Consider the following 13,303-nt stretch of genomic DNA (forward strand, 5'->3'; position numbering starts at 1 on the left):
AGAGCCTGAGCGCTTGAGTTCACAAATAACAGGCAAAAAAAACGACAGTCAGGTTACTGACTGCCGTTTTTCTAGAATTGCTTGACTGAAAATATAATTATTCAGCAGCTTCTTCAGCTGGCGCTTCTGGCTGCTCAGGCTTGATCGCATCTTCGTAGCTAACTTCTACTTCAGATACTTTTGCCGCACCCAGAAGAGTATCTACACACTGCTCTTCCAGAACCAAGCCTTTGATCTGGTTCAGCATCTCTTCGTTGCCCATGTACCAGTCAATAACCTGCTGAGGATCCTGGTAAGTTTCAGCCATCTCTTCCAGAGTTGACTTAACGCGAGCTTCATCAGCTTCCAGCTCATTAACCTTGATAACTTCCTGCATCAGCAGACCGATCTTAACGCGACGGTCAGCCTGATCAGAGAACATCTCTTTTGGCAGAGCATTTGGATCCATACCAGAATCAGCACCCGCAAACTGCATTACTGCCTGACGACGCAGGTTATCGATTTCACCATCGATCAGCGCAGCTGGAACTTCAATTGGGTTGATTTCCAGAAGTTTGGAGAAGACCTGATCTTTCAGCTTCATTTTCAGAGACTGATTCAGTTCACGCTCCATGTTCTTACGTACTTCGCCACGGAAAGCTTCTTCTGTCTTTTCTTCCAGACCAAACTTCTCGAAGAACTCTTCGTTTAGCTCAGCCAGAATCTGTTCAGAAACTGTGTGAACTTTCACTTTGAATACTGCATCTTTACCCTGCAGGTTTTCAGCCTGGTACTGCTCAGGGAATGTAACGTTCAGCTCAACGTCGTCACCTGCTTTAGCACCAGCCAGGCCTGTTTCGAAACCTGGGATCATTGTGTTGGAGCCCAATACCAGATCCATGCCTTCGCCTTTACCGCCATCAAAAGCTTCGCCATCTACAAAGCCTTCGAAGTCGATGCGCAGACGGTCGCCATCAGTAGCTTCGCGCTCAACTTCAGACCAGTCAGCCTGCTGCTTACGCAAAGTTTCAATCATCTGATCCAGATCAGCGTCCTGCACATCAGCAGATTTTTTCTCAACTTCAACAGCAGAGAAATCAGCCAGTTCAATCACTGGGTAAACTTCAAACTTAGCTGTGTATTCCAGGTTTTCGCCTTCAACATCTTTAGTGAAGTCAATTGCTGGTGTACCCGCTGGAGTCAGCTCTTCCTGCTGGATAGCCTGATAAAAGCTTTCCTGAACTACCTGACCCAGTACTTCTTCGCGGATACCTTTGCCGTAGCGCTGTTTAACTACTTTTGTTGGTACCTTGCCTGGACGGAAACCATCAATACGTACTGTACGTGCAGTCTGCTGGATGCGCTTGTTTACATCCTGATCGATGCGCTCTGCTGGTACAGAAATCGTCATCAGGCGTTCTAGGCCAGAAGTCGTTTCAACGGAAACTTGCATGTAATGCCTCACAAATAAATTCGTACTTAATAATCTTTAACAGATCGGCGAGAAATACTACCGCCGCTTTGATCTGCGCAGTGCCCGATAAAAAACGAGCAAAATTAAAGCGCGAAATTTTCCGGCAATGGAAAGAATTAGTCAAGTTAAGTAGATGAAATAAAGCTTTATTATGAAATAAATTAATCAAGATTGACTTAGAGCGGAATTTTATAAATCACCAGGGCACAAAAAACCGAAATACTGATGCGGTAACAAGACAACCGAAGAGAAATCCCGCTATCTGAAAAACCAAGAAATGAGTAGAGATTAAGTACTAAGAGATGCTTGTAAGAAATGGTGCGGACGGAGAGACTCGAACTCTCACACATTGCTGCACCAGAACCTAAATCTGGCGTGTCTACCAATTCCACCACGTCCGCAAGAAGTGATGCTTTTAATGGGGTGGACAATGGGGCTCGAACCCACGACCGCTGGAATCACAATCCAGAGCTCTACCAACTGAGCTATGCCCACCACAAAGAATTTCTTACAAGTAAAGAATGGTGCGGACGGAGAGACTCGAACTCTCACACATTGCTGCACCAGAACCTAAATCTGGCGTGTCTACCAATTCCACCACGTCCGCAAAACCATAGAGAGAAATGGGGTGGACAATGGGGCTCGAACCCACGACCGCCGGAATCACAATCCGGAGCTCTACCAACTGAGCTATGCCCACCATTACTCTCGCTAACAAATGGCACGCCCACCAGGACTCGAACCTGGAACCTACGCCTTAGAAGGGCGTTGCTCTATCCAGTTGAGCTATAGGCGCCCTACAATTTGTCAGCCCTTAATGACTTACTCTCAATCCGGCCTACGAAAGGTCCTTTTCAAGCGCCTCGTCTTAAGGAGGTGCGAATAATATACAGCTCATTTTTCAGCGTCAACATTTTTTTTGATCTTTTAAACCTTTCAGTTTTTCTTGCTCAACATTCGAACAGATCTGCCTGATTTATAAGCAATTTTTCGAATTTTTGCCATATTTTGTCCTTACTGAGTAATTACGACTCCACCCTTAAGCCGCTTCCTTCATATTAAGCAAATCATTAAAAGCCCTTGGCGCTAATTCGCAACCATGAGAGAATTTGCCGCAGTTTATATTTTATGAAGGAACCTCCCTTTAAATGAGCGCGAAGATTATTGATGGCAAACAGATTGCCGCAGAAGTTCGCCGCCGTGTTGCTGACGGTGTTCAGCAGCGAATCAACGACGGTAAAAAAGCCCCATGCCTTGCTGTAATTCTGGTTGGTATGGACCCAGCCTCACAGGTATATGTACGTAACAAGAAAAACGCCTGTCAGGAAGTAGGCTTTGAGTCACGCTCCTATGACCTCCCTGCTGAAACTAGTCAGCAGGAACTGCTTGATCTGGTAGATGAACTAAATAACGACTCTTCCGTTAACGGTATTCTGGTTCAACTACCTCTTCCAGAGCATCTTGATGGTAACGAAATTCTGGAGCGCATCCTTCCAGAAAAAGATGTTGATGGCTTTCACGCATTTAACCTGGGCCGTCTGGCTCAACGTATGCCAGTACTTCGTCCATGCACACCTAAGGGCGTGATGACACTGCTCGACTCTACCGGCCAGCGTCTGCAGGGTATGGAAGCGGTTGTAGTGGGTGCGTCCAATATTGTTGGTCGCCCAATGAGCCTTGAGCTGTTGCTGGCAGGTTGTACGGTTACAACTACTCACCGATTTACTAAAGATCTTGAAGCGCATGTTCGTCGTGCCGATCTTGTAGTTGTTGGCGTTGGTATTCCTGGCCTAGTTAAAGGTGAGTGGATTAAGGAAGGGGCTACCGTTATCGATGTAGGTATTAACCGCTTAGAAGATGGTCGCCTAGTTGGTGATGTAGGCTATGAAGAAGCAGAAAAGAATGCAGGCTTCATTACCCCTGTTCCAGGCGGTGTTGGTCCAATGACTGTTGCTACACTGATGGAAAATACACTGGAAGCAGCAAACAAACAGGATTCGTAGAGACTACCGCATTCACGGTAATGACGATAATAAAAAGGCAGCTTATTAGCTGCCTTTTTATTTGCATATAGGGATAGGTTTAAACCTATCCCAGAACTATCAATTTAAGCCTCACGAAACTAAGCCTCACGGAACCAGGTCGTACCTTCGCGACTGTCCTTCAGGATAATCCCCTGCTCTGCCAATTCATCACGAATACGATCTGATTCAGCAAAGTCGCGGTTCTTCTTGGCATCAGCACGCTGAACGATCAATGCTTCAATCTCTTCTGCACCCAACTCACCTTCTTTGGCTTCACCCTGCAGGAAAGCAACAGGATCTTGCTGCAATAAACCTAGGATTCCTCCCAGACGTTTAAGCTGACCTGCCAGCTTAGGAGCATCATCAGAACCTTCTCGGCTTGCTTTATTTAGCTCGTTAACAAGCTCAAACAGGACTGAGATAGCTTTAGGCGTATTGAAATCATCGTTCATGGCTTCAACAAAGCGAGCATCAAAATCATTGTTTGCTTCCGCTTCAACGACTTCCACACCACGAAGTGCCTGATAGAAACGCTCCAGCATCACGCGTGCTTCTTTCAGGCTATCTTCGCTGTAATCGATATAAGTACGATAGTGAACACGCGCCAGAAAGAAGCGAACAACTTCAGCGTTATACTTTTCCAGTACATCGCGAATTGTGAAAAAATTGCCCAGAGACTTAGACATTTTCTCTGAATTAACGCGAACCGGTCCTGCATGCATCCAGGTATTAACGTATGTATAGCCATTCGCTGCTTCAGACTGAGCAATCTCATTTTCATGATGTGGAAATGGAAGATCGGGGCCACCGCCGTGGATATCAAAGGTATCACCAAGGCAGCACTTGGACATGGCAGAACATTCAATATGCCAGCCTGGGCGGCCTTTACCCCATGGTGAATCCCAACTCACCTCACCCTCTTTTGCCCCTTTCCAGAGAACAAAATCCAGCGGACTTTCTTTTGCTTCGCCAACTTCAACCCGCGCACCAGAACGAAGTTCATCGACGTTTTTATTTGTCAGTTTGCCGTATTCAGCAAACTTCTCAACACGGTAATAAACATCGCCGTTATCAGCAGCGTAGGCAAAACCTTTATCAATCAAGGTCTGAACTAAGTTAATAATATCGCCAATATGTGCTGTAGCTCGTGGTTCTTGTGTTGGGCGTAACACAGCAAGCTTTGCTTCATCTTCATGCATGGCTGAAATCATGCGTTCCGTTAGCTGATTCGGCTCTTCACCATTTTCAGCCGCACGCTTGATAATTTTATCATCCACGTCAGTGATATTACGCACGTAATCCACATCCCAACCCTGGGAGCGCATATAACGGGTAATCACATCAAATGCCACCATGACCCGGGCATGACCAATATGACAGTAGTCATATACGGTGACCCCACACACATACATCTTGATTTTACCCTCTTGCAGAGGTTTAAACGGTGCTTTTTCTTTGGTCAGGGTGTTGTAGATCTGTAACATACTCGTAACTTACTTTCGGATACGTAAAAAGGAGCGCTATTATAGGGCAATTCACCGTAGCTGGCAGTAATTCCTGATGGTTATTTGGTGGATGTTTGTGAAACAGGATTCACTGGTAACCTCATCTCGCCTAAAGACACATCCAGCAAAGGGCTTTTTTCAGTACTTAACAGCAGATGCCCTAGCTCTGATTGCCTATTCCAGAGTAACACTTCCCATTGAGCATACGGGTGTAGTTTTTTAAAACTTGCCGTTGACCAATCTGGCTCTTTACCGTTGGTCGTTTCCATCAATGGCACCAACCAGATAAAAGATTGTCCAAAAAGAACGTTCTTCCCGTAACCAAGAAGAATCAGTTGATCTGTTCTCTCATCATAATCAGCAGCTGTAATCAAACCATTAACCGGATAGCTTCGACTAGGTTTGACTACCTGATTTTGCTGATTTTTGTCTAGTCGATAGAGTTTAGTCTGCTGATCACCCCGGTTTTTTGTAAATAACCACAGTTCGTCATCTACGACAGCCAATGCCTCACAATCGAAGTTGTGATTTTTATCCGGTGTGGCCAACGGTTTATCAGCATAGGAAAACTGCAATTTAATCGCTTTAACCTTTCTGGTACTGGGCTGACCCAGTTCCTCCAAGCGGATTTTATAGATCTGTAAGATATTTCTATGCCCACGGTTATTGCCGCAGTCTGCTATATAGAGGTGATCATTATCCTGAGCTAACTCTTCCCAGTCGTAATTCTTTGCTCCAGCAACCTTTATCTTTCGCTTTACTTGGTGCTGTTCATCCAGCCCATACAGCCAAGCTCCATCACCACTGTCGTTGATAGTCCATAGTATTCCACCGTACTGAGCGAGTCCTGATGTTTCCTTAACCTGAGAGGGCCAACGACTAACTAGATGAACATCACCTGAGAAAACAGCTTGGGGGGCTTGCTCCCGATGCATTGCTGTGCAGCCAGATATAAGAGCAATAATCAAAAATTGAGAAAGAAATCTGATACTCATTGTACGTACCTTTGCTACTCTCCGGCCAACAGACAATTTGCCAAAATTATACTCCTCAAAGGCGATTAAATACTCTCTAGCAGATAAAAAATCAGCCCGACTTTGAAAAGTTCTCATATAAGGTCTACAACTAAAGAGTCGCATAAAAATCAGATAGTTGATAAAAACAGATGCAGGATTTTATCGAACGGAATTCAGGTCTATGAGCCCAGACCAGGCTACACCAGACAGTAATATCTTAGCGCTATATAAACTGTCTTCATCTATTGGCAACAGCAATCTGCCAGAACCCATCTGCCGTGATTTTCTTAACGCGTTGTTAGGCCACGGGAAGATAATTCAGGCTTCTGTCTGGTTATATACAAGCAGTCTGGCTTGTCCAGATCGTCACCTGGCCTGCTTTTACCTACTACCTGAAGTCAACTCATCACTGATATCTGACACTCACCCTGAGCAACTTCAGGCACTCGCAGATGGAGAGAAACACGCTTTTATTCAGCCAGGGTGTGAGGAATTCTCCAAATTCCATGAATACTGGGGAGAGGAACAGCCTCATGTTATGGCGGTCTTCGATCTCGCAGGCATTGGCCTCCTGGAGATCTCCAGTAACGATCAGCAAGAGTTCCAAACTGAACAATTTGATGAATTTCAGAAAATCATTAACCGTTTTAGTTTTTGCCTAAAAACATCTATTGAAACTGCCACACTGAAAACGGAAAACCAACAGCTTACAAATATGACTGAAGATCAAGAAGCGATAACCAATGCAGCTTCTGATTTTCTGTTTAAGTGTGACAGAAATGGACATATCCTCTGGCACAATCATCAGTTTGAAACCTGTTTTAACCTGCCAAAGCAGAGACACAGAGATAACTTTGCCTCTTTTTTTCCCGAATCAGAGCAGAAGAAGCTTCACGAAGCACTACACCAAGCTTTCAAAACTGGTACATCCCAGATTGAACTTTCCCTAGTCTCGAAGAAAGAAAAAGAGATCATAACTCTTTCTCTGAATACGCTATTTACTGATTTGTACTCATCTTTTGTCGGAACTGGGCACAAAATCACGGAGAAAAAACTAGCAGAGCAGCGAATACGTCTGACCTCTGCAGTTTTTGAAAATGCTCACGACGGCATCATCATTACCGACCCCCAAGGACAGATTATTGAAGCCAATCAGCGATACCTGGAGCTGCTGGGATTAACCAAAGAACAGCTGATCGGAATCAATTCACGTGATGATAATCCTATTCAACAACAGGCTATTTTCGACACAAACGTTTGGAACACCCTGCGTGAAACCGGACACTGGGCGGGCGACATTCATCATAAAGCGATGTCTGGTGAAGAGGTTTTCCTTCATACCCGGATAACTGCGGTAATGGATCAGCAGGGAGAGATCCAAAACTATATTGCCCTTGTATCAGACACGACCGAACTGACCAGCTCACGTAATGCGCTAAGAGAGAGCGAAGCCCACTTTCACCAGATCGTAAGTAACTATCCTCAGCCAATAATTGTTCTGGACAAGGAGCACAGAGTTATTCAGTGGAACAAAGCTTGTGAGCAGTTCATTGGCCTGACAGAAAAAGAGATGATTGGTACGCGGGATCAATGGCGAGCTTTTTATCCATCCGAACGCCCGATCATGGCAGATATCATACTGGATGGGGGAAGTCAGGCTTTGATGTCTGAATACTATGCAGGAAAATACAAACAATCTCCCTTTATAGAAGGCACTTACGAGGCAGAAGATTTCTTTCCCCATATGGGAGAAAACGGCCGCTGGCTCTACTTCACCGCCTGTGCACTGACTAACGCAAAAGGGGAAGTTGTAGGTGCAATTGAATCTCTTATCGACATTACAGAGCGCAAAGAAGCTGAAGCTGAAGCGCAACGCCTCAACAGCGAGCTTAACCAAGTTATAGCCGCCTACCCCCAGCCAATACTCGTATTAGATAAAGATCACCGTATCACACACTGGAACCATGCTTGTGAAAAGGTTCTAGGCGGGAAAGCTGAAGAGATGATTGGTACAGATGATCAATGGAAACCTTTCTACCCGAATAAACGACCTATTATGGCCGATATGGTGATGCAGAATGATGGTGGGGAGTCATTGATAGAGGATTTTTATTCCGGAAAATACCGAAAGTCGCCTTTTATAAGTGGCGCCTATGAATGCGAGGACTATTTCCCAAACATGGGGGAAGATGGTGAGGGACGCTGGTTATATTTTACTGCATCACCACTACGCAATGAGAAAGGCGAGATTATTGGGTCTATTGAATCCCTTATCGATATAACCCAACGCATGCAGGCTGAATCAGAAGTACGGACTCTAAATGATGAACTCGAAGAAAGAGTTCAGAATCGCACCCATGAGCTAAAACAAGCTAATGAAGACCTGCATAAAGCAATGAATCAACTGGTCACTTCTGAAAAGCTTGCTTCTTTAGGTAATTTAGTCGCTGGTGTAGCCCATGAGCTTAATACTCCCATTGGCAATATGCTGACGGTATCTTCTACCTTACGAGACAGCGCAAAGGACTTTGAAGATGCAGTTAAGGGGGGTGCGCTAAAGAAAAGCACACTGGATAACTTCCTTGAAATCACCGCTGACTCTACCAGCCTAATGGAAAGAAGCGCGCATAGAGCAGAAGAACTGATCAGTAACTTTAAACAGGTTGCAGTTGACCAGACCAGCGTGCGGCGGCGTGAGTTCGATCTCAGAATTACCATCGATGAAGTACTGACTACCCTTGGTCCAACCCTAAAAAGGACCCAGTGTGATATTGAAAACCTAGTACCGGTTAATATCAATCTGGATAGCTACCCAGGTCCCATCGAACAGGTCCTCACCAATCTGATAAACAACTCACTAATACATGGATTTGAGGGCAAAGATGATGGGTGTATATCCATAAATGCCACGGCTGATGAGCAATTTATAACCCTAACATACCAAGACAACGGCAATGGAATTCCGGAGAAACTAATGCATAAGGCGTTTGACCCATTTTTTACTACTAAATTAGGAAGCGGTGGTAGTGGACTTGGTCTATATATTATCTATAACCTAATAACAGCCGTATTGGGAGGGGATGTAAAATTAACCAGTGAAGAGGGGCACGGCGTAAAGTTTGTGATTAAATTACCGACCATAGCTCCACTATCAAAAACAGAAAAGGAAGCGTCCAATGAGCAGTAATGACGACTTCATTCAGATAATCGATGATGACGAACCGCTACAGACCTCAAGTTCAAGAGAACTACCCCCCTGGAAAATCCTGGTAGTTGATGATGACGAAGGTGTACATTCAGTAACCAAGTTAGCACTTAAGAACCTAACCATACTTGATCGCCCTCTTTCCTTATATCACTGCTACAGCGTTAAAGAGACCAAAGAGATTCTGCAACATAACCGTGACTTCGCAGTCATTCTGTTAGATGTAGTAATGGAAACAGATGATGCGGGTTTACAGATGGTAAGTTACATCCGTAAAGAGATGCAGATGGAAGAGTGCCGGATCATTCTCCGCACCGGTCAACCTGGGTACGCCCCCGAACTATCAATATTCAATGAATACGATATAAATGATTACCGCACCAAAGCCGAGCTGACACGAAATCGACTTATTACCAGTATCACTGCAGCACTTCGTTCGTACCGCCAGATCAACACCATTTCAGAAAACAGGCGCGGACTAGAGCTCATTATCAATGCCACGTCCTATCTGATGGACCGCACTGCAATCAGAAGTTTTTCTCAGGGCGTTCTGACCCAGCTAGCCTCATTACTAAATTTTCCTCAAAACGGCATTGTCTGCGTGCAGAGAGGTTTTCCAGATGCGGCAAACCCTGACGGCCTCTTTGTCGCGGGTGCAGCAGGAGAGCTTTCCTCTCTCATCACGCACCCCATTGAAGATATGCATGATACAGAGGCACGGGCCGCCATTGAGGAATCAATTAAAAAACGTCACCATATTTATGGTGAAGATTACTGTGTCATCTATCTACAAAGCAGCGATAACGAGGGTGCTGTTTACATAAATACCCAGCATATTCCCTCTGAAGATGACCAACGTATCCTGGAGGTATTCGCAGCCAATATCACAGCCTGCTTCAACAATGTAAATATGGTTGAACGACTGAATTTCGCAGCTTATAACGATCCACTCACCCTTTTACCAAACCGTACCCGTTTTATCATCGAGCTTGATCACTACGCTAACATGGCGGTTCCAGATAAACTTGTAGCTCTTATAGATATCAGTCACTTTGCCGATCTTAACGAAGGTCTGGGTATAGACGCTGGTAACTCTATGTTGATGGAATTTTCCAAGCGCCTGAAAAGTAATCTGGGAGAGCAATGTTACATTGCACGTTTAGGTGCCGATGTTTTTGGTATTATCGGCTCCGAAACTTTCCTCAACCCTGAAAATCTTAATGTAATACTCTCCAAACCATTCCAGATCCAGGGCATGGAGATTCCAGTTCGTACAAATATCGGTTTGTGTCGACTCACAGGGAACCAGGTAGCCGGGCTGACGTTACTAAAGCATGCCAATATAGCACTGACCCAAGCTAAACAAAGCAACTCCAGCCGATTCGAATATTACGCTGAGGAGATGGAGGGGAATACCCGCTGGAGATTGAATGTAATTCGAAGACTTCATGAAGACTTTGATTCACGCAAACTGCAGCTCTGGTATCAACCCCAGATAGATCTGCGTAATGGAAAAGTCTGGGGGCTTGAAGCTTTGCTTCGCTGGCCTGATGCCGAACAAGGATTTATTCAGCCCCCTTCTACGTTCATACCGCTTGCTGAATATTCAGGTCTGATAATACCCATCGGGGATTGGGTAATAGAGAAAGCGTGTGAAGATTATGCTGAACTGAAGTCCCTGCCCGATTCCCCCGAATACATCTCTGTTAATGTCAGCATTCCTCAATTCCGTAGCTCTGGATTCGTGGGCAAAGTGAAAGATAGTCTATACAGGCATCAACTTGAGCCTAATAGCCTTGTCCTCGAGCTGACTGAAAGTCTATCCATTGATGATCAAAGTTCCGTTATCGATACGTTAAAGGATCTACAAAACGCAGGCATAGCCACATCGATTGATGATTTTGGTACTGGCTACTCTTCACTAAGCTATCTAAAAGACCTCCCTATTAGCTGCTTAAAAATCGATCAAGCGTTCGTAAAAGATATTCGTAAAGAAGGCGAAATATTTGTGGGCGGGGATTTCGCAGACACCATACTCACCCTAGGTAACAAAATGGACCTTAAAGTTGTTGCTGAAGGGGTCGAAACCGTTGAACAGATGCAGTATCTGCGAAGTATCGGCTGCGAAATTATTCAAGGTTTCCTCTACGCTAAACCCATGCCAATGGTGGAACTTGTTAAGTGGTTGGAGCATTGGAATATGGAAAAGGGATCAGATCAATACGACTGGGTCATTTGATCACATCTTAACACTCACCAATTAACTCTCTGCAGGGGTACTCACACCCCTGCCTCCTCTTCATACACCTACCAAGCACAGTTTCAGAATTCTGCTTTGAAAATTTTGAAATGAACGTGCGTTTGAATTGAATATAAATCAGTCCAAACAACAAGAATTAAACGATACTTAATATGAACAACAACTCAAATAATGGTGGAGAAGTAAATGGAAACAAACACTATAGGGGTACACTCCACGCAGCTACAGGGCCAAAAGAATAACGCTGTTCAGCAATTTGAGAAAAACGCGCAGATAAATACTAAACAAAGCCAAAATCTTTCCATACTCCAGCAATCTTATGAGGTCAGTCTATCTACAGGCAATGAATCTCAGGCATTACTTTATAAAGCAGCGATTGAGCAACTGAATGAAGTGCTTGAGCCTGACCTGGGTAGCAGGCCACTGGACTCAGCACTGGAATCGGGTCTTGATGTGTCTCCGGAAGCAGTAGCAGATCGTATTGTCACTATGACCACAGGCATGTTCTCTAACTATCTTGATATTCATCCAGAACTGAGTGAAGAAGCCGCCCTTGAGCGTTTTATGAACCTGATTGGTGAGGGCATTTTGCAAGGTTTCGAGGAAGCCAGGGAGATTTTGGACGGTCTAAACGTGCTAGAGGGTGAGATAGCCTCCAACATTGATCAAACTTATGACCTGGTTTTGGAAGGGCTAGATGAATTTACCCGCAGCTTTGGATACGCCGCTGATAACTTGGCTCTAGATGTAACTCAGGAATCTGAATTAATTGGCGATGAAGCATTCGGTATTCCATGAATGTAACACATAAAAAACGCTGCGAGAGCAGCGTTTTTTATTCAGGATATTGATGGAACTAACTGCTAATGTAGCTCGTCATATTTTTTTCTGATCGCAACCAACTTTGGCTGGATATCCAAAGGAGCATAGTTCATCGCCTGCTCAAACAAATCTTTGTTCTTTTCGGACAAACGTTCCTCTTCACTCATTGCATTTAGCTTTTCCATGGCCTCAATAAATTTTGGGTGTATTTTTTCATTTGCTGTCATGGTGAGCCCTCCTTAAAGGATATTCTGCCATTACTCGTCGATACGAATAGTGTTCATACAAATGTCATTCTAACAGTGGTTATTAAAAGCGGCAGCAAATTTTCTTCATATTAGCCGCCAACAACCTTACTCTGCTTTTTATAGATGACTAACTTATTACAAAGTTCCTTCAAACCCACTCCTTCCCTTTAAGTAAAGAAAGAATCCTTAAAAATATAATAAATAGCTCCTCCAGCCGCCATTAAGATTATTAGTATTTTTCACAAACACTCTAACTGACTGATATTTGGGGACAAACTGAAAGATCCTTGCGTTTTAAGCCATCTAGTAACTTTACCTTAAGGTAAAGAGTGCTAGCTTTAAACATATACAGGTAAGGATTCTTTATGAGTGAGCAAGCCACCAGCTTCAGCATCCAGGAATTAAGCCATGAGTTTAATCTCACCAGTCGTAGCATCCGTTTTTATGAGGACAAAGGCCTTTTAAGCCCTAAGCGAGTTGGCTTAAAACGGATCTACTCCCGTAATGATAGGGTTAGGCTAATTCTAATTTTACGCGGGAAGCGCCTGGGGTTTTCTATCGCAGAGATCAAAGAGTTGCTAGAACTCTGGGATAACACAGCTGAGAGCAGTGAATTCCAGCTACAGCAGGTACTAACCAAGATTGCGGAGAAACGTCGGGAGCTTGATCAGCAATTACGTGATATTGCCATGCTGCAGGTTGAACTTGATCATGCAGAGCGACGCTGTCTTGACGCATTAGAAGGCCTTGCTCACAAGTAAACCCGGAGG

9 protein-coding genes and 5 tRNA genes are annotated in these 13,303 nt (G+C 44.5%); 5 read left to right on the forward strand and 9 right to left on the reverse strand.

What is annotated here, in order from left to right:
* Positions 1-97: 97 nt before the first annotated feature.
* From tig to GY843_RS05280, 6 genes are all read right to left on the reverse strand, one after another.
* Positions 98-1,432, reverse strand: a complete 1,335-nt coding sequence (tig, locus tag GY843_RS05255; protein ID WP_297307234.1) for a trigger factor — start codon at positions 1,430-1,432, stop codon at positions 98-100.
* A gap of 337 nt (positions 1,433-1,769) precedes the next feature.
* A tRNA-Leu gene (locus GY843_RS05260) sits at positions 1,770-1,854 on the reverse strand.
* Between the two features lie 18 nt (positions 1,855-1,872).
* Positions 1,873-1,948: transfer RNA gene (locus GY843_RS05265), tRNA-His, on the reverse strand.
* Positions 1,949-1,975: 27 nt separating this feature from the next.
* Positions 1,976-2,060, reverse strand: a tRNA-Leu gene (locus GY843_RS05270).
* Positions 2,061-2,077: 17 nt separating this feature from the next.
* Positions 2,078-2,153: transfer RNA gene (locus GY843_RS05275), tRNA-His, on the reverse strand.
* 19 nt (positions 2,154-2,172) lie between these two features.
* Positions 2,173-2,249, reverse strand: a tRNA-Arg gene (locus tag GY843_RS05280).
* 352 nt (positions 2,250-2,601) lie between these two features.
* Between GY843_RS05280 and folD the strand changes: the two genes are divergently transcribed.
* Positions 2,602-3,456 (forward strand): bifunctional methylenetetrahydrofolate dehydrogenase/methenyltetrahydrofolate cyclohydrolase FolD, encoded by an 855-nt coding sequence (folD, locus tag GY843_RS05285; protein WP_297307237.1) that lies wholly within the window; start codon positions 2,602-2,604, stop codon positions 3,454-3,456.
* Positions 3,457-3,575: 119 nt separating this feature from the next.
* On the opposite strand, the gene cysS is transcribed toward folD, so the two are convergent.
* Both cysS and GY843_RS05295 read right to left on the reverse strand, forming a co-directional pair.
* Positions 3,576-4,961 (reverse strand): cysteine--tRNA ligase, encoded by a 1,386-nt coding sequence (cysS, locus tag GY843_RS05290; protein ID WP_297307239.1) that lies wholly within the window; start codon positions 4,959-4,961, stop codon positions 3,576-3,578.
* A gap of 80 nt (positions 4,962-5,041) precedes the next feature.
* The gene (locus tag GY843_RS05295; RefSeq protein ID WP_297307241.1) at positions 5,042-5,977 is read right to left on the reverse strand and encodes a hypothetical protein; all 936 of its coding nucleotides are present in this window, start codon (positions 5,975-5,977) and stop codon (positions 5,042-5,044) included.
* Positions 5,978-6,179: 202 nt separating this feature from the next.
* Here GY843_RS05295 and GY843_RS05300 point away from each other — a divergent pair, with 202 nt between their 5' ends.
* The 3 genes from GY843_RS05300 to GY843_RS05310 all read left to right on the forward strand — a co-directional run bounded on the left by GY843_RS05300 (position 6,180) and on the right by GY843_RS05310 (position 12,261).
* Complete coding sequence (locus tag GY843_RS05300) at positions 6,180-9,185, forward strand: PAS domain-containing sensor histidine kinase (RefSeq protein ID WP_297307243.1); 3,006 nt, start codon at positions 6,180-6,182, stop codon at positions 9,183-9,185.
* Entirely contained in the window at positions 9,175-11,442 is a 2,268-nt protein-coding gene (locus GY843_RS05305; RefSeq protein ID WP_297307245.1) for an EAL domain-containing protein, read from the forward strand. The genes GY843_RS05300 and GY843_RS05305 overlap by 11 nt, the downstream gene beginning before the upstream one ends.
* A gap of 207 nt (positions 11,443-11,649) precedes the next feature.
* Positions 11,650-12,261, forward strand: coding sequence for a DUF5610 domain-containing protein (locus GY843_RS05310; protein ID WP_297307247.1), 612 nt, complete (start codon positions 11,650-11,652; stop codon positions 12,259-12,261).
* A 65-nt stretch (positions 12,262-12,326) separates the two neighbouring features.
* Here GY843_RS05310 and GY843_RS05315 read toward each other — a convergent pair whose 3' ends face one another.
* On the reverse strand, positions 12,327-12,512 hold the full coding sequence (locus GY843_RS05315) for a hypothetical protein (RefSeq protein WP_297307249.1): 186 nt from the start codon (positions 12,510-12,512) through the stop codon (positions 12,327-12,329).
* A 386-nt stretch (positions 12,513-12,898) separates the two neighbouring features.
* On the opposite strand from GY843_RS05315, the gene GY843_RS05320 reads away from it, so the two are divergent.
* The gene (locus GY843_RS05320; protein ID WP_297307251.1) at positions 12,899-13,294 is read left to right on the forward strand and encodes a MerR family DNA-binding transcriptional regulator; all 396 of its coding nucleotides are present in this window, start codon (positions 12,899-12,901) and stop codon (positions 13,292-13,294) included.
* Positions 13,295-13,303: the final 9 nt, after the last annotated feature.

Source organism: Neptuniibacter sp. (assembly GCF_024231755.1).
Classification (GTDB): domain Bacteria; phylum Pseudomonadota; class Gammaproteobacteria; order Pseudomonadales; family Balneatricaceae; genus Neptuniibacter.

Bases quoted from the DNA above. Each gene is read 5' to 3' on its own strand.
- GY843_RS05310 (WP_297307247.1), top strand. From the start codon at position 11,650: ATGGAAACAAACACTATAGGGGTACACTCCACGCAGCTACAGGGCCAA.
- GY843_RS05315 (WP_297307249.1), bottom strand. From the start codon at position 12,512: ATGACAGCAAATGAAAAAATACACCCAAAATTTATTGAGGCCATGGAA.
- tig (WP_297307234.1), bottom strand. From the start codon at position 1,432: ATGCAAGTTTCCGTTGAAACGACTTCTGGCCTAGAACGCCTGATGACG.
- cysS (WP_297307239.1), bottom strand. From the start codon at position 4,961: ATGTTACAGATCTACAACACCCTGACCAAAGAAAAAGCACCGTTTAAA.
- GY843_RS05300 (WP_297307243.1), top strand. From the start codon at position 6,180: ATGAGCCCAGACCAGGCTACACCAGACAGTAATATCTTAGCGCTATAT.
- GY843_RS05295 (WP_297307241.1), bottom strand. From the start codon at position 5,977: ATGAGTATCAGATTTCTTTCTCAATTTTTGATTATTGCTCTTATATCT.
- folD (WP_297307237.1), top strand. From the start codon at position 2,602: ATGAGCGCGAAGATTATTGATGGCAAACAGATTGCCGCAGAAGTTCGC.
- GY843_RS05320 (WP_297307251.1), top strand. From the start codon at position 12,899: ATGAGTGAGCAAGCCACCAGCTTCAGCATCCAGGAATTAAGCCATGAG.
- GY843_RS05305 (WP_297307245.1), top strand. From the start codon at position 9,175: ATGAGCAGTAATGACGACTTCATTCAGATAATCGATGATGACGAACCG.